The 16,842-nt window shown below is 57.8% G+C and carries 13 protein-coding genes; 7 read left to right on the forward strand and 6 right to left on the reverse strand.

Annotated elements, in window-relative coordinates; translation table 11 throughout:
* Positions 1-161: 161 nt before the first annotated feature.
* Entirely contained in the window at positions 162-1,556 is a 1,395-nt protein-coding gene (locus VF639_RS22130; RefSeq protein WP_331148127.1) for an alpha/beta hydrolase family protein, read from the reverse strand.
* Positions 1,557-1,722: 166 nt separating this feature from the next.
* On the reverse strand, positions 1,723-4,218 hold the full coding sequence (locus tag VF639_RS22135) for a bifunctional UDP-N-acetylmuramoyl-tripeptide:D-alanyl-D-alanine ligase/alanine racemase (protein ID WP_331148128.1): 2,496 nt from the start codon (positions 4,216-4,218) through the stop codon (positions 1,723-1,725).
* Positions 4,219-4,428: 210 nt separating this feature from the next.
* Between VF639_RS22135 and VF639_RS22140 the strand changes: the two genes are divergently transcribed.
* From VF639_RS22140 to VF639_RS22155, 4 genes are all read left to right on the forward strand, one after another.
* Positions 4,429-4,878, forward strand: a complete 450-nt coding sequence (locus tag VF639_RS22140) for a hypothetical protein (RefSeq protein ID WP_331148129.1) — start codon at positions 4,429-4,431, stop codon at positions 4,876-4,878.
* Positions 4,879-4,954: 76 nt separating this feature from the next.
* Entirely contained in the window at positions 4,955-5,905 is a 951-nt protein-coding gene (locus tag VF639_RS22145; RefSeq protein WP_331148130.1) for an EamA family transporter, read from the forward strand.
* A 94-nt stretch (positions 5,906-5,999) separates the two neighbouring features.
* Entirely contained in the window at positions 6,000-8,603 is a 2,604-nt protein-coding gene (locus VF639_RS22150) for a YfhO family protein (RefSeq protein ID WP_331148131.1), read from the forward strand.
* Between the two features lie 74 nt (positions 8,604-8,677).
* Positions 8,678-9,598, forward strand: a complete 921-nt coding sequence (locus VF639_RS22155; RefSeq protein WP_331148132.1) for a 1-aminocyclopropane-1-carboxylate deaminase/D-cysteine desulfhydrase — start codon at positions 8,678-8,680, stop codon at positions 9,596-9,598.
* Here the strand turns inward: VF639_RS22155 and VF639_RS22160 are convergent.
* Positions 9,585-10,799 carry a hypothetical protein gene (locus tag VF639_RS22160; protein ID WP_331148133.1) on the reverse strand — a complete coding sequence of 405 codons (1,215 nt, stop codon included), beginning with the start codon at positions 10,797-10,799 and terminating at the stop codon, positions 9,585-9,587. The two genes, VF639_RS22155 and VF639_RS22160, sit on opposite strands and share 14 nt — an antisense overlap.
* A gap of 178 nt (positions 10,800-10,977) precedes the next feature.
* On the opposite strand from VF639_RS22160, the gene VF639_RS22165 reads away from it, so the two are divergent.
* Together VF639_RS22165 and VF639_RS22170 are read left to right on the forward strand one after the other, a co-directional pair.
* On the forward strand, positions 10,978-11,613 hold the full coding sequence (locus tag VF639_RS22165) for a DUF4230 domain-containing protein (protein WP_331148134.1): 636 nt from the start codon (positions 10,978-10,980) through the stop codon (positions 11,611-11,613).
* A gap of 12 nt (positions 11,614-11,625) precedes the next feature.
* Positions 11,626-12,030 carry a hypothetical protein gene (locus tag VF639_RS22170; protein ID WP_331148135.1) on the forward strand — a complete coding sequence of 135 codons (405 nt, stop codon included), beginning with the start codon at positions 11,626-11,628 and terminating at the stop codon, positions 12,028-12,030.
* 41 nt (positions 12,031-12,071) lie between these two features.
* Here the strand turns inward: VF639_RS22170 and VF639_RS22175 are convergent, their stop codons facing one another.
* Positions 12,072-12,581: a regulatory protein RecX gene (locus tag VF639_RS22175; protein ID WP_331148136.1), complete on the reverse strand. Its 510-nt coding sequence runs from the start codon at positions 12,579-12,581 to the stop codon at positions 12,072-12,074.
* Positions 12,582-12,825: 244 nt separating this feature from the next.
* Here VF639_RS22175 and VF639_RS22180 point away from each other — a divergent pair, with 244 nt between their 5' ends.
* Positions 12,826-15,459: a DUF5686 and carboxypeptidase regulatory-like domain-containing protein gene (locus VF639_RS22180; protein WP_331148137.1), complete on the forward strand. Its 2,634-nt coding sequence runs from the start codon at positions 12,826-12,828 to the stop codon at positions 15,457-15,459.
* A 186-nt stretch (positions 15,460-15,645) separates the two neighbouring features.
* Here the strand turns inward: VF639_RS22180 and VF639_RS22185 are convergent, their stop codons facing one another.
* Positions 15,646-15,930 (reverse strand): DUF4834 family protein, encoded by a 285-nt coding sequence (locus VF639_RS22185; RefSeq protein ID WP_331148138.1) that lies wholly within the window; start codon positions 15,928-15,930, stop codon positions 15,646-15,648.
* Positions 15,930-16,703 (reverse strand): FkbM family methyltransferase, encoded by a 774-nt coding sequence (locus VF639_RS22190; RefSeq protein WP_331148139.1) that lies wholly within the window; start codon positions 16,701-16,703, stop codon positions 15,930-15,932. Before VF639_RS22190 ends, VF639_RS22185 begins: the two co-directional genes overlap by 1 nt.
* Between the last annotated feature and the right edge of the window lie 139 nt (positions 16,704-16,842).

Consider the following 16,842-nt stretch of genomic DNA (forward strand, 5'->3'; position numbering starts at 1 on the left):
AAGAGGTGTTTAAATGGTTAAGTGGGAAAGGAAGATTTTGAAGCGCTTACGCAGGTAAGCAGTAGAGGTTGGCTATATAGAAAACAAACAGCCGTCAGGTCCGGCAAACGCAACCAATTGCGTTTGCCGGACCTGACGGCTGTTTTGGGTGATTAAGGAAATTATTTAACCTGCGCTCGGTTGGCAATCCAACTACGGATCAGCTCTAGCGCAGCCGGCGAAAAAGTTTCGTGCGGTTGACCGTTGACAAGTGCCCAATCGGCCGGGTCAGCGTGAAACTGATGATTTACGCCTGGTAGCTTTTTGCTGGTTACGTCGCGGCTGTTGCTCAAGGCTTTTGCGAGAGCACTCAGATTGCCATCGGCACCTACAATCTGGTCGGCGGTGCCGTTGAGCAGCAGAACTGGACACTTTATCTCGTTAAGGAGGAGAGCGGGGTTGAAGCTCAGGAAGGAGCGATACCGAAACGAGGTTAGTTCGGCGGCGCGATTTTTCGCCGTGACCGTATCCAGAGTGGCATCGTTTTGCCGCATCATTTTCACCAAGACTTCGCGCGCCTTCTTGGAATCGGGAGTTTGCCGAACTACCTCCTGCATAGCCTCTTGCTGTTTGCTAAACGCATATATAGCGGGGTCCTGCACTCCAATGGCCCGAAGTAGTGCCCTTTGCTGTTCTAAGATGACGGTGTTGCCCGGCAGACCATAAGCAGCAAGCGTCACCACGAAGCTAGGGGGCAATGGCTGGGTAGCGGTCAGCAAAGCTACATTGCCACCCTCTCCATGCCCAATTACCCCGATACGCGTCACGTCGATTTCGGGGCGGGCGCGCAGAAAATTCATTCCAGCCTGCACGTCGGTTACTAGGTCGGAGAGGGTACTATTTGTTACGTCGCCGGCGGAGGCACCTACCCCACGGTCGTCGAAGCGCAGGACGGCTACCCCTCGCCGGGTTAGATGGTCGGCTAACACTCCCATGGGCTGGTATTCACCCGCAGTGCCATTGCGGTCGTGCGGGCCAGTGTCGGACACCAGCACTACTGCTGGGAAAGGGCCAGGGCCAGCGGGCACTGTCAGGGTGCCCCCAAGCCGCAGATTCACGGGCAGATTGGTGTAGACTACTTCTTCCTCCCGATAAGGCGGGGTGAGACGCGCTTTAGGCGCGGTATTGATGGCGGCCGGAGAGAAAGTAAGGGTCAGTGGGGACTCAAAGCCGGGTTGACGCCACTTGCCCGCGACATGTTTACCATCTGAAGTAAGGCGACCGATAAAGCGGCTGCCAGCTTCTTCGGCCGCAAACACCACCGTGTCGCCTCGCACTTCTACCTGGACAGCCATGCGGCTAACGCGCTGCATGGGCACATCCAAAGTGGCAAAGTATTCCCCGCCGGTGAGGCTGACCAGTCGGAAAATAACTTCCAGTTCACCACCTGGCATTTTTAATGGTCCTTTCCACAAGCCATCAAGGGCCGGGGCAGACATGGCAGTCGATGCACTCAAAGCCCACAACAGCACGGGTAGCCACAAGCGTAATACACACGCATGTACAATCTTCTTCATAAGAGCTGAGTAGCGAAATACAACCAAATAATCTTGATAAGGTGAAAATCAGCCTTCACCCTTCCCCACGCCTAAACCTCATTTTCACGCAAGATAAGTAGTTCCTATCGTTCTATACACAGCAACCAATCAAAATTGACTGTCGACCTTCATTTTAGCGCTCTTGTTATTCTGCAAAAAACACACGCTTTACTCGCTCACTAACATTAGTTAGCAGTTCGTACGGAATAGTACCAATGCGCTCGGCCAGTTCGGGCAAAGGCAATTGCGAACCAAATATTTCGGCGGTGTCGCCAGCCTGCGCGTCGGCAATGTGGGTTACGTCGGCCATGCACATATCCATGCACACATTGCCGATGATGGGCGCCCGCTGTCCTCGCACGACCACCGCGCCGGCGCCGTTGCCGAAGCGCCGGTCGTAGCCATCGGCGTAGCCAATGGCGAGGGTGGCAATACGCCGCTCGTAGTCAACGGCTTGGCCGCGGCGGCCGTAGCCCACAGTTTCGCCGGGCGGCAGCGTTTTCACCTGCGAAATAGTGGTGCGCAGAGTGCTTACGGGCTGTAAGGCCTCTTGCTCGCGGCCGGTGGCTTCCACACCGTAGAGGCCAATACCGAGGCGCACCATATCCAGCTGGGCTTCGGGGAAGCGCAGGATACCCGCTGAGTTGAGGGCATGCTTGAGGATGGAGTAGCCCAAGGCTTCTTCTACCTGCGGCGTCATGCGCTGGAAGGCTGCCAACTGCTGGTGGGAGAAGCTGTTGTGCTGCTCTTCGTCGGCGCCGGCCAGGTGGGTAAGGGCACTGGCAACGCGCAGATAAGCGGCATTGTCGCGCAGCACGCGGCAGAGTTCTGGTATGTCGGATTCGGCGAAGCCGAGGCGGCGCATGCCGGTATCAAGCTTGAGGTGGATGGCGGGGAGAGGTTGCTGCCGGGCAGCGCTGAGGTAGTCGTGAAGCCGTTCGAAAGAATAGATTTCGGGCTCTAGATGGTACTGGCGCAGCACCTGGAAGGCATCGGGCGAAGGATTCATCACCATAACGGGCAGGCTAATGCCGTTCTGGCGCAGGTCCACGCCTTCGTCGGTGTAGGCTACGGCGAGGTAGTCGGCGCGGTGGAACTGCAGCAGGTTAGCTACTTCGTAGGAGCCGCTGCCGTAGGCAAAGGCCTTCACCATCACCATAAGTTTGGTGCCCGGTTGGATGCGGCTGCGGTAGAAATTGAGGTTCTGAACCAGCGCCTCCAAATTCACTTCCAGCACCGTGCCGTGGATTTTCTGCTGGAAAGCCGTTACAATTCGCTCGAAACCAAACCGGCGGGCACCTTTTACCAGGATAGTTTCCTGCCGAAACAGCTCGGGCTGAAATTGACGCAGGAAGTCGTCGGTAGTATCGTAGAAAGCGCCTTCCACTGCTTGGAAAGCCACTTGATGCTGCTGTATTTCTGGCCCTACTCCTACCAGCTTTTCTACGCCGTGGGTGGCTAGCTGCGCGGCTACGCGGGCGTAGAGGTCGGCCCCGGCGAGCCCCGATTCCAGCACGTCGCTCAAGATGAGGGTGCGGCGGCCGCGACGGGGCTGGCGGGCCAGGGCATCGAGGGCGAGGTTGAGGCCGGCTAAGTCGTTGTTATAAGTGTCATCGAGGACGTAGCAGTCGTTGAGGGCCTGCTTCATTTCCAGCCGCATGGCCACGGGGTGCAACCGGTCGAGGCGGTGCTGGATTTCGGCGGCGGGTACCTGGCGCCAAAGCAGCACCGACAAGGCGTGTAGCGCGTTTTCCACCGACGGCTCGTCGGCAAACGGTAGCGTGAAGGTGTGCTCCTGCGGTAAGGGGCGGGTCAGGTTCACGCGCACCACGGTGCGGTCGGCAGAGGCTTCGGCTACCGTGACGGCCACGTGCGCCAGGTGCGGCTGTTGGCGACTCCAGGTAAAGGTGCGATGCTCGAGCAGGTGGCGCCGAACAGCATCGTGAATTAGCTCGTGGTCGAGGCAGTAGAAGAGCGTGTCTACTGTTAGAAATAGCTGCATCTTCTCCTCAACCTTCTCTAAGTGGTCGGAGAAGCCGGCATCGTGGGCGGTGCCAATGTTGGTGAACAAGCCTAAGGTAGGCTGGATAACGCGGGACAGACGGGCCATTTCGCCCCGCTCGGAAATGCCGGCCTCGAAGATGCCGAGCGTGTGGGTGGCGTTCAGTTCCCATACGCTCAGCGGCACCCCCACCTGCGAATTGTAGGAGCGCGGACTCTTGCAAATCAGCTCGTCGGGGGCCAACAGCTGCGCTAGCCACTCTTTTACGATGGTTTTGCCGTTGGAGCCCGTAATGCCGAATACTGGCAGGCGGAACCGGCGCCGATGCTCGGCGGCCACAGCTTGGAGCGCGGTTAGCGCGTCGGTCACCAGCAAAAAGCTGGCTTCTGGATAGGCCACTAAACCGTCTGGAATTTCTTCCTCTCTATCTACTACATACAGCCGCACACCGCGTTGATACAGTTCGGGCACATAGAGATGGCCGTTGTGCTGCGGGCCGCGCAAGGCAAAAAATACGCTACCCGCAGCCTGCTCCACGCGGCGGCTGTCTAGGAGCAGACGGTGTACGGGTGCAGGGCCAGCGGGCGCGGAAAGCAAGGTGCCGTGGGTGAGGGCAGGAAGGTCGGCGAAGTCGAGCATGGTGCGGCAAAGGTACAGCAGGACTTTGGAGGGTGTAGGCAGCAGCTACAGGATTGGAAACCCAGCCAAGAAGTTGTTTGCTTTCGGTAAGGCTTGGCCTAGCTACCCTAGGTTGTGTTGCGAAACATATGTGCAACTGCTACCTCAGCTGTGCCGGAGCCTGTCAATGGCTCACGCAAACTAAACAGCTGGAATATGTAATTTCAGCGCATGAAAACCCTGCTGATACAAGTTATCCTGCTACTCGCGGCACGTTGCAGCTCCCCGCCGACGCTACCCGAAGCGGTGTATGGCGCTCCGGCGGCGGTCAGGTATTCGGAGGCCCGCTTCAGTGGAGAATGGTATCGGCGCAGTAACTCCGACCCCTGCCTTGTCAGGCTGAGTATTGGCCACGACACGCTTAGCCGCTACGATATCAACGAGGTAGTATGCCACGACCTTGGCCGTGCAGAAGCTTACACGGGATACGCAACGGGTGATTTTCTGCACGTTTTTGGCATATCCGAGCACCACGTTCCAGAGTTATGGTTTCATATGGAAGCCGGCCGCCAGCTCCTGATCATGACTTATCAACCACTTGCCTTCGGAAAGGAGCCGCGCCTAGCTATGGTACGCGACACCTTCTTTCTGGACTCTACCCGTGTCGTCGGCCGGAGGTAGTAACTCCGGCCGACATAAGGTATTAGGCGGCGGAAGCCGTTACCTTTGCCTTCCTTTTTGCTTTAGCTTATTGCTTTTGAAACTTTCTCGTCACCATCTGGCCGCGCTGGCGGCTTTCCTCGTCTGGGGTTTTTTCCCAATTCCCCTGCGGATGCTGCATGGCTACGCCAGCGGCCAAATTCTATTTTTCCGCATTCTGCTTTCCCTGGTTCTGTTACTGCTTGTTCATGGCCTGGGCCGGCGCGAGGCGGTGCAAGCCGTGGTGCGGCAATGGCGGGCGGCCCCGGCAACCGAGCGGCGGCAAGTAGCGGGCAGCACCCTGACCGGCGGCTTGCTGCTGACGGCTAACTGGCTGCTCTTTATTTATGTAGTAAACGAAGTGAGCGTACAGGCGGGCTCGTTTGCCTACCTCATTTGCCCCATCCTGACGGCGCTCCTCGGTTTTGCCTTACTCGGCGAAAAGCTGCGTCCCAACCAGTGGGTGGCTATAGCCTTGAGTGCGCTAAGTTGTGCGCTGCTGGGCGCGGGCGAGCTGCGCACCCTGCTGATGAGCCTGGTAGTAGCCTTCACCTACGCCTTTTACCTTATCACGCAACGCCGCTTGCAAGGCTACGACCGGCTGGTACTACTCACGGTGCAGTTAGGGCTGGCGGCTTTGGTGGTCCTGCCCTTAGCGCCGCTGTTGGGAGCCAAGCCGCTAGCTGGCTTTGCCGATGCGCATTTACTGCTGTACGCGGCTATTCTTAGCGCTGGCTTCACGGTGCTGCCGCTGTTCTTGAACCTGTATGCGCTCAATATGCTGCCTTCCGGTACCGTGGGTATTCTGATGTACGTAAACCCGATTGTAAGCTTTGCGCTGGCTTTCCTGTACTTCGGCGAAGCGGCCTCGCTTACGCAGGCGGTGGCTTACGGTATGATTTTGCTGTCGGTGGCCCTCTACAATCTGAATTTGCGGCAACCGTCGACCTCACCCCCTAGCCCCCTTCCTGAAAGAGAGGAGGAACTAGAAAAAGCTAAGAGCTATTAGCTGATAGCTAACAGCTATTTTGAGAAGGGCGCTAGAGGGTGAAGTGTAATCGTTATTACCTTCGGACGCTTTTAGAGTTTATAATCTCCTGCTAATGACTACCGTTTTTTCTGCACCAACGGCCGTTGTGCCGGTTGCCGCGCCGCTGTGGCAGCGGGCACTACCCCATGTGCTGGCCGTGCTGATTTTCATGGGGCTGGCTGTGCTCTACTTCTCGCCTATCGTGTTCGAGGGCAAAACCCTGAGCCAGCACGACATCGTGCAGTTCAACGGGGGTGCTCACGAGCTACAGTTGGCCCGCGCGGCCGGCCGGGAAGTTTTGTGGACCAATTCCATGTTTTCGGGGATGCCGACCTACCTCATCAGCACCCGCTTCCCCGGCGACTTAAGCACCTACCTGCATACTATTTTCACGCTGGGCATGCCGGCGGTGGTAGCCAACCTGTTTTTGGCGCTGCTATGCGGCTACATCCTGTTCGTGGCGCTCGGTTTGTCGCCGGCCGTGAGCAGCGTGGGGGCCGTGGCATTTGGCTTCACGAGTTACAACATTGTGATTCTGGCCGCGGGTCATAATACCAAGAGTCTGGCGCTGGCGTATGCGCCGCTGGTGCTGGCGGGTTTGCTGGTGGCGTTTCGGCGCAACAAATGGCTGGGTACTGCGCTATTTGCGCTTGGCTTGGCCATGAACGTGCGCTCCAATCACTTGCAAATCACCTATTACCTGCTGCTGCTGGTAGTGGTGTTCGGGATAGTGGAACTGATTTACGCTCTGCGGGAGAAGCGTTTAACTGATTTTCTGGGCCGTTCGGTATTGTTGGGTGTGGCCGCACTGCTGGCCGTTGGAGTGAGCTTCGGCCGCCTCTACACCACCGCCGAATATGGCAAATACAGCATTCGGGGCCGCTCGGAATTGAAAACGCCCGCTCCTGCCGCGCCCGGTGAGTTAGCCGCGCCCGCCGACGCCGATGGCACCGGGGGCTCGGGCCTCGACCGGGAATATGCCTTTAGCTACAGCTACGGCATCGGAGAAACCATTACGCTGCTGATTCCAAACTTTTACGGAGGGGCTTCGCAGATGAAGCTGAGCGACAACTCGGCGACTGGCAAGGCACTTAGTGGCATGGGGGTACCGCCCGTGCAGCTCAGCGACTACCTGGCCCACATGCCTACTTACTGGGGAAATCAGCCCATTACCAGCGGCCCCGTGTACGTGGGCGCTATTGTGTGCTTTCTATTCGTGCTGGGCTTGTTGGTGGCCGACCGCCGTACCCGCACCTGGCTGGCCGCTGGCACGCTATTGTCGCTGGTACTGGCCTGGGGCAAGAATTTCGAGACATTCAACTATCTGATGTTCGATTACTTCCCCGGCTACAACAAGTTTCGAGCGGTAAGTATGGCCCTTGTGATTGCGCAGTTGGCAATGCCGTTGTTGGCTGTGCTGGCGCTGGCTCGTGTGCTGCAAGGTCGGGTAGTAGGGGCCACGGTGGCAGGAGCCAGTACTCATCCAAGCTTGGCCGCTTTGAGTGCCAAAACCACTGATGCGCCCGAAACTGCCGACCTTAAGCGGAAGGTATTGTTGGCGCTTGGTATCACGGTAGGTATTTGCGTATTGGCTTTCCTGGCTGGTTTAGGGGCCGACTTTGCAGCACCGATTGATGCGCAGCTCCAGCAGCAAGGGTTTCCGCTAGATGCCATTCGCCAGGACCGCGCCTCGCTGATGCGCACCGATGTGCTGCGTTCCATCGTGTTCATCTTGTTGGCAGCGGGTACGCTCTGGTTTTACTTGCAACGGAAATTAGCGGCCGGAACAGCGGCGGCCCTGGTAGCGGTTTTAACGCTCGTGGATTTGTGGGGAGTAGATAAGCGCTACCTCAACGAAGCCAACTTTCAGAACGAAACCGTAGCGCAGCAATTCGTTCCTTCGGCCGCCGACCAGCAGATTTTGCAGGATAAAGATTTAAGCTACCGGGTGCTAAACCTGGCAAATCCGTTCAACGAAGCGCAAACCTCGTACTTCCACAAGAGCATTGGGGGCTACCACGGGGCCAAGCTGCGCCGCTACCAAGAACTGATTGAACGGCAGATTTCGCGCAACAACACGCAGGTGCTCAACATGCTGAATACGCGCTACATCATCCAGCCCGCGCAAGCGCCTCAGCAGGAAGGACAGCCGGGCACCCCGGAGCAGGTGCAGCGCAACCCGGGCGCCCTTGGCAATGCGTGGTTCGTGAATGAGGTGCAGAAAGTGCAGAACCCCGACCAGGAAATCAATGCCCTAACGAACCTCAACGCGGCCACCACCGCCGTAGTAGATGCCTCGAAATTCCCCCTGCCTAAAACCAACTACAACGCGCCAGGCTCCACTATTGCCCTCACCAAATACGAACCCGACGCACTAACCTACCGCGCCACGGCCACGGCCGACGCCTTCGTGGTGTTTTCGGAAATCTATTACGCCGACGGCTGGAATGCCTACCTCGATGGCAAGAAGGTGCCGTACGTGCGGGCCAACTATGTGCTGCGCGCCATGCCGCTGCCGGCCGGCACGCACACCATCGAGTTCAAGTTCGAGCCGACGGAGTATGCTATTGGCAACACGGTTTCTTTGGTGTCGTCGGTGCTGCTGATACTGGCCTTGGTGGGTGCGGTGGTATATGCGGTGCGGCAGAAGCCGGCATATGGCCCGAGTGCCTTTTAGCCCGCAGAGGGCGCAGAACGTTCTGCGCCCTCTGCGCTGCTTCTGCGCCCTCTGCGGGCTAAAAATGTCAGCACATGATTATTCAACAGCTCGAAGAACTTGAAGCAAGCCGCCGCAACATCCGGTTGCTACTGCTGCGCGACGACCTGGCTCATCCGGAGCTACCCGGCAACAAGTGGCGCAAGCTGAAGTACAATCTGGCCGAAGCACAACGGCTAGGCCACGACACGCTGCTGACTTTTGGCGGGGCCTTTTCCAACCATGTTGCCGCCGTGGCCGCGGCTGGCCGCTTGCATAACCTACGCACCATCGGTCTTATTCGCGGCGAAGAAACCTTACCACTCAATCCTACGCTTGCTCGCGCCGTTGCCAACGGCATGCACCTGCGCTACCTCGACCGGAGCACCTACCGCCGCAAGCAAGAGCCCGCATTTTTGGCCGAGCTACTGCACGAAACCGGCCCGGCCTACGTCATCCCCGAAGGCGGCTCTAACACCCTGGCTCTGCCTGGCTGCGCGGAGTTGGTAGCGGAATTAACGGCGGAAACGCATTTCGATTATCTGTGCGTGGCCTGCGGTACGGGCGGAACTCTGGCGGGTTTGCTTACCGGCCTCAGCGGGCAAACCCAAATAGTAGGAGTAGTTGCCCTGAAAGGGGGCGAGTTTCTGCGGGCTGATATCGATACCCTAACGCAGACGGCCACCGGCCGCACCTACCCCAACTACGAGTTGCGCACCGACTACCATTTCGGAGGCTACGCGAATTTTTCAGCGGAGCTGCTGCACTTCATCCAGGATTTTGAAAGCCGTCATGGAGTTCTGCTCGACCCCATTTACACAGGGAAGCTACTGTATGGCGTCCTGGATTTGCTGCAGCACAACTACTTCGCGGCGGGTTCTACGGTGGTAGCCGTGCATACCGGCGGCCTGCAAGGCTGGACGGGTTTCCAGCAGCGGTTTGCGCACCGCAGTGCTTGGTGGCCTAGCGCGATTTAGCAGTATGCGCTACTGCCGGCTCCATCAGCGTTTTTTCCAGCCGCCGCAGAAACGGTTGGGCTCCTAGAGCAGCTAACAGAAACCAGTGCGACAGTACCGGCCCGGAAAACCGGACATCCCAATCTTCCACCGTCAGCATCACCACCAACGCCTGCAGCAAAACCACGGTGGCGGCATACATTCGCATAGTACGGGGCACCGATTGGCGGCCTACCCCGCGCACCGCCAACCAGTAGAGCAGCGGCAAGGTGAGGACCACCAGCAAACAGTGTAAGAAGGAATAGTAAGGCTTCGGGAAGCCCATAAAATAAGCAAGCTTCAAACTGGCTAGCTGCGCGAAGTACTGCGGGTTGTGTGCGATGAAATAGCCAAGCCGCCAAAGCGGCGCCGCAGCCAGATCGGGTAGCTGTAGAGGCGCAGCCGGGTGAATATTGGCTTCGGGGCAGCCATAGATAATGACACCTTGCTCGTAGGTTTCGATGAGCGTGAAGGTCCGCAGCAGTCCGTTGAGGCCTACCCATACCAGCGGCAGCGCCGCCAGAATAGCCCCCAGCAACAACGTGTTGCGCCAGCGCGGCCTTTGTTCGCGTAGCCATACCAACACTGCCACTCCGGCTGCGCCTGCCGCTACAAACCCATTGGGGCGAATAGTTGCGGTAGCCAACAGCACTACGACAGCCAGTGCTGCCCCACCCACGGTCCGCGTGGATGTTGCCAGCCATAGCGAAAACACGAGCATGCTGGTAAACAACGATTCGGTCAGCAGAAACGCGTTGAAGCGCTGGATGTCCGTCCAGCCAACAAACAGCAACGCCGCCAGCGCCGCCGTAGCCCAATGGCCGCCACTTAGACGCCAGGCAGTACTATACAGTGCCCGTGCCGCCAGCCCTGACAACACAACCTGCACTAACCCCATGCTGCGCCAGCCTAACTCCAGCTTCAGAAAAAAGCTTAGAAACAACGGATACCCCACGTAGCGCAGATAATGTCCCTCGGCCAAGGTGCCAGTAGCAGCCACCTGTTCCGCGTATTTCAGGTATTGTCGACTATCGGTAGTGATGTGCGGGCCTTGGTACAGCTGCCAGCACCACGCTTGCACCAACAACCATAGCCCCGCCAGCAACCAGCCGTGCCAGCGCTGCAGCCAATACCAGGCCGCAGTGGCGTATCGGGAGTGAATAGGAAGTAGAATGTGGGCCATAAGAACCGGAATCCGGCAAAGCTACAGCAGTACAATGGAAGCACTGCCTTGGCTGCCCACCAGAACACTGTGCCTTCTGCGCAACTCTCTGCGCCCTCTGCGGGAACCGACGTTAGCTGCTCCAGCAAATCTTCTGGTATTGCCGTACTATAGCGGAGTTTTCTGCCCTATCCCGCTTATGTCATTTTCCCTTTTGCTGCGGCGCCTGTTGCCACTTTTGTTTTTAGTAGGCTTGGGCTGGTTTCTCTGGACGAAAGTGCGCCCCGCGCTGGACGGGCTGGAGAATCCGCTGGACCCGGCGCCCCGCGTCACCGTCACGCACAATACGGTGCTGGAAAAAGTGGAAAGCCTCGGCCGCTTAGAGCTGGTGCGCTACCATTTCAAGGACGTAGTGGAGTACAAGAAAAGCACCTACCGCTTCCTGCCCGATGCCAAAGTGGCCCTCATTGTAGCCGGCAACGCCATCGGCTGCCTGGACTTGCGCAAAGTGCGCGCTCAGGATGTGGTGTTTGAGGGCGACTCAGTGGTGCGGGTGGCCCTGCCGCCCGCCGAGCTCTGCACCTGGCAAATCGACCACAGTGCCAGCCGGGTTTACAGCGTAGAAAACGGCTTTCTGCAGGACGCGGAGTTGGTTGATGCGGGCTACAAATACGCCGAAGCCAACGTACGCCGCGCTGCCTTGCAATCGGGCATTCTAACCCAGACAGAACAAAATGCCCAACAAATCCTCAAACCCATGCTCGAAACCATGACCGGCCGCCGCGTGGTGCTTACTCGCCAAACCGCTCCGCCCCAGCTTCCTGCCCAACGCTAGTCTTCTTTCGTTATGAAAATCGTTGAATATGAGCGTAGCCTGCAATGGGTTGGGTATTTACACTGCCCGACCTGCAACAAGGACAACGTAGGCTGGCGCTCCAGCGGCATGAGCGAAGCTTTTCCGCACTTCTATTGCTCGCTATGCTCCAATGTTATTCTGCAAGGGAAAGCCAAAGAACTGGTGTACTACGAAGCCACTCCGGAGCTGTTGGCTCAGGTGAGCGCAACCTTACCAGCCTGCCCGTGCGGCGGCCAGTTCACGCCCACCGTCGGCCCCAAATACAGCTGGTGTCACCACGAGATACCCTTGATTAATGACCCGGTCAAGCACTTGCAAAACCCAAACATGGTGGTGCTGGACGGTGCCTGCGTCATCTACGATCAAGGAGAATCTTATCAGGTGCGTATCATCTAGACGGTAGCCAATAGCGCGCAAGCCACACAGCCTGGAACAAATCAGCTGTCCTCGTCTTCCTCCGGCGCCTTGCCTAGCTCGTCCAGGGCTATTTTTATCAGGTCTGACTCGTAGCCTTTGCCGGTGAGGTAAACCTGAATTTTCTGGCGGCGGATGCGGGGATTACGCTCTTTTTCCTGGCGGTCCTTCTTTTCCAGCACGTCCACCAGATTCTGGTAGTATTCGTCACCGTCGATTTCCTTGAGGCCCGCCTTGATACAGTACTCGGAAATGCCTTTCTGCTTCAGTTCCTGTGTAATACGGCGGCGGCCCCACTTCTTGTTGCGGTAGTGCCCGCGCACAAAAGCCTTGGCGAAGCGCTCCTCATCGAGCAGCTTTTCCCGGCTCAGCCGGATGATGATTTCGCCAGCTTCGTCCTCATCAAGGCCATACTCGCGCAGCTTGCTTTCCACTTCTTTCTGGTTGCGCTCTTGGTAGGCACAGAAAGCTGCTATTTTGTGCATCGCCTCGCCGGGCGTGTAGGTCTTCTTCTTTTTTTCAAACTGATTCATAGGGAAAGATAACAGTAACCCGAAGTTGTACTTCGCAAGGCATTGAACGATGCTGCTCCCTCAACCATACCTAGAACAGTAAGATTTCCTTCGCGCCTATCATTCAGCACGTCGCGAAGTGCAACTTTGCGCCACATAATTTAAGGGGTCCGTCACCTATTTTGGTTTCCTTTGGTTTTCAACAGAAGTCAACCCTTTGACTTTCTATTGTATCTGTCTTAGCAACATCCGTTTCCGTTATCTAATGCCGCGTTACCTTCTCTTGCTTACTTTGTTTTTAGCCACGCTTACGGCCTCGGCCGGCGTGGTGCGGGGCCGCGTGACCGATACGCAAGGCGGAGCCGCGCTGGCCTTTGCCAATGTGGCCGTGCGCAACACCACCACTAGCACCGCCACCAACGAGCAAGGCAACTACCAGCTGCGCCTCCCGGCAGGCCAATACGAGCTGGTTTTCCAGTATGTTGGCTACAAGCCCCGCATCGAGCAGGTGCGCGTGGCCGGCGGCGACACCGCTACCGTGCTGGACGTGACGCTAACTTCGGAAACCTACAAGCTGCGCGAAGTAGTGGTACGCTCCACCGACCGGGACCCTGCCTATGCCATCATTCAGCAGGCGCAACAGTGGCGGCGCTACCACCGCCGCGAGGTGGCCGCCTTCCGGGCCCGCGCTTATATCAAAGCCCTGGCCCGGTTTCTGGAAGTGCCCGGCAAAATCTTAGGCCTGGTGAAAGTAGGTCCGGATTTCAAGCCCGGCATTTTCTACCTCTCCGAATCGGTGTCGGATATGACCTTCCGTCAGCCCAATGTGATACAGGAGCGCATGATTTCCTCCCGCGTGAGCGGCGATACCAAGGGCATCAGCTTCAACCGGGCCGGCCGCGGCGCCGGCCTCAACTTCTACGACAACGTGCTGAAAAGCGGCTTTTCCGAGCGTGGTTTCGTGTCGCCGATTGCCGATGGAGCCATGCTCTTTTACAAGTACGAGCTGGAAGGCACCTCGCAGCAAGGCGGCGTGACAGTGCATAAAATCCGGGTGACGCCGCGCCGCCGCACCGACCCGGTGTTTTCCAGCGGCCACATTTACATCGTCGATGGCACCTGGCGTATTCATTCGGTGTCGCTCAACCTCGACAAAAACGCGCAACTCGATTACGTGGAGAGCTTCCACATCGAGCAGCTTTTCGCGCCCGCACCCGGCCCTTCCGATGTGTGGGTGATACAGTCGCAGAAGATTACGGTGGGCTTTACGGCCTTCGGGTTCAAGGGCAACGGCTACCTCACGGCCATACTGTCCAACTACAAGGTGACGCCCACCTACCCCAACCGCCCCGCTCCTACCGTCGCGCCGCCGGTTGCCGCCAACGAGCCCGCCGAAGCACCCGTCACCCGCGAAACCGCCGCCGATATTCGTAAGCAGAAACCCAAGCTGGCAGGCCTCAACCGGGACGTACGCCGCCAGGCCAAGAAAGCCGAGGGCGACACATCTGGCCTAAGCATCGGCAAGCTGCGTCGGGGCGAGGTGATGCTGGTGGAAAAAGGCGTGAACGAGCGAGATTCCAGCTATTGGGACAACATCCGCCCGATTCCGCTCACCGAGGAAGAGCAGAAAGACTACCAGGTTAAGGACAGTACCGAAGTAGTGCGCAACTCGCGCCCCTACCAGGATTCGTTGGACCGGGTGCGCAACAAGCTCCAGCCCACTTCGCTGCTGCTCGGGGGCTATAGCTATTCCAACACGTTCCGGAAGCGGCAGTGGTACGTGGCGCCGGTGTTCAATATTCTTAACTACAACACCGTGGAAGGCGCGGTTATCAACCCCGAATTCACGTTCACGCAGCGCACCGACGACCGGCGCTTCTACTCCATCACGCCCGCGTTGCGCTACGGCTTCAGTTACAAGCTCGTCAGCCCGAGCTTGGCGGCTACCTGGCAATACGAGCCAGCCAAACTGGCCAGAGTGAGCTTCCGGGCCGGCCGCTTCATCGAGAATTTCGACCCTAACACGCAGCTCACGCCCTTCATCAACAGCTACTACACGCTGTTCGAGAACCGCAATTACGCCAAGCTCTACCGCCGCGACGGCGCGCAGCTTGGCTACCAGGTAGAAGCCACCAACGGCCTCACCCTGCAAGGCACCCTGAGCTACTACGACCGGCATGAGCTAACCAACAGCACCATCGACCTGCTGGTCGATAAACCAGGCCGGGCTTTCACTCCGAATGAGCCCGTAAACGAGGAGTCACCGACGGGCACCGGTTTCGGCCGCAACCAGTCGTTGGCCTTTGAAATGGTAGCTTCTTTTCGGCCCGGTCAGCGCTTCATTAGTCGCCCCGATGGCAAAATCAATTTGGGCTCGAAATCTCCAACTTTCATGGGCATCTGGCGGCAGGGCGTAGGTGGTGTTTTGGGGTCTGACACGCGCTACACGCTGCTGGAGCTAGGCATCCGCCAGACGATAGGCATGGGGCTAATAGGCACCAGCGCTTACAAGGTGGCAGCGGGCGGCTTCCTGGGCAACCCGCAGCTCTCTTTTATGGATTACCGCCATTTCAGCGGCAACCGTACCTACCTAGCAGCGGACTTCAGCCAGTTCCAGCTCCTCGACTACTACCGCTACAGCACCCGCGCCAAGTTTTTGGAGGCCCACTACAACCACCATTTCAACGGTTTCTTCCTCAACAAAATCCCGTTGCTACGCAAGCTGAAGTGGCAGGAAGTAGCCTCGCTCAACTACCTCACCACCCGAGAAGTGGGGCACTACGTGGAAGTAGGTGTGGGCCTAGAGCACATCTTCAAAGTCATGCGCCTGGACTTCTACACCGGTCTGCAATCCGGCCGTCGCGTAGGCACCGGCTTGCGGGTAGGCATTGGGTTCTAGCAAGGTTTCAATTAAGCTAGCCTCCGATGCTCTGTTTTTCAACGGCAGACCTACTAGAGCGGAAGCCCTGATATGCAACAAGCCCTTGACGACTACTGGAGCGTCAAGGGCTTGTTTAGTAAGAGAAGCTTTGGGCTTGCAGAAAGATGCTTGCGTATTCTCCTGCGAGAACAGGAAGGCAGTGGCTTACTTCACTTCCTCGAAATCCACGTACTCGCCGCCCTCAAAATGTCGGGCTGGCTTGGCTTGCGCCTTAGGCGGCACATAATCCACGTGAACCTGGCCGGCGCTGGTAGCGTGGTTGCGGGTAGGTTCGGGGCGAGGAGCCTCGAAGGGGTTGGCCCCAACTTGTTGGCCGTAGCGGCGAGTTTGCTTTTTCAGAAATCCAACGACCAGCCAACGCATCAGCACCGGCAATACGAAGCGGAGAACCAAAGAAATCAGAAAGAATATAAGCAGGAACTTAACCATCAGGAAGCCGCTCCAGCGGCCGGGTTGAGAGGTTGAAAGTAAAAATCAGCACTTACGGCACCTTGCAGCTGCCCTTCAGTGCAGGGTACAAGTTCAGAACGCTCGGAAAGCAGAAATGGTTTGTAGCCGAGTTCTGCCAGCAAGTTTACTACGGCTAGACGGTTTTCCAGCCCGTTCAGTTCGGTTTGGATAAGCGGCTGAAAACGGCGCAACGTAGCCTGCATATGCCGGAACACCTCGAACTCGAAGCCCTCTACGTCGCACTTCACAAAATCGAGGCGCGGCAGGTGGGCCAGTAGGTCGTCGGGGACGCGCATGGGCACGTCGTAGGTGCGGGCGTAGTGCTCGTGGGGGTTGCTGGCGGCTACTTTGGTCATGCCGTGGTGCAGCAGGCCGTCGCGCTCGGGCGTGCCCATTTGCACGGTGGTGTTCTGGCCGCCGAGGGCGTAGGGTAGCAGCGTGAGGTTGCGGACCCCGCTGCGCTTCACGTTGTCTTGCCAGATAGCCTGAAAATCCGGAATCGGCTCCACGGCCAGCACCTGCCCCTCCGGCCCCGCCAAGCGCGACAAAGCCACGGAGTAGTAGCCGAGGTTCGCGCCAATATCAAGGCAGACAAAGCCGGGCTTGATAAGCTTTTCCAGGAAAAACAGCTCCGGATACTGTCGCTTGCCCCATCCCGCACCTACCAGCCGCAGATACACGCCACTCACAAAACGAATGTACTGCTTGAAGCCAAGCGTCTGGACCAAAAGTTTGCGGAGTTGTTTCACCATGATAGCCGCAAAGATGCCGGAAAGCCGGGAAATTCAGACGGTCCACTTCAACAGTGTTGCTACGCTCATAGTAGCGCGGAAGCTATAGGAAGCCACAGGAAATCTATGGCTTCCTGTGGCTTCCTATAGCTTCCGCGCT

The sequence above is a fragment of the Hymenobacter sp. genome, assembly GCF_036387835.1.
GTDB lineage: Bacteria > Bacteroidota > Bacteroidia > Cytophagales > Hymenobacteraceae > Hymenobacter.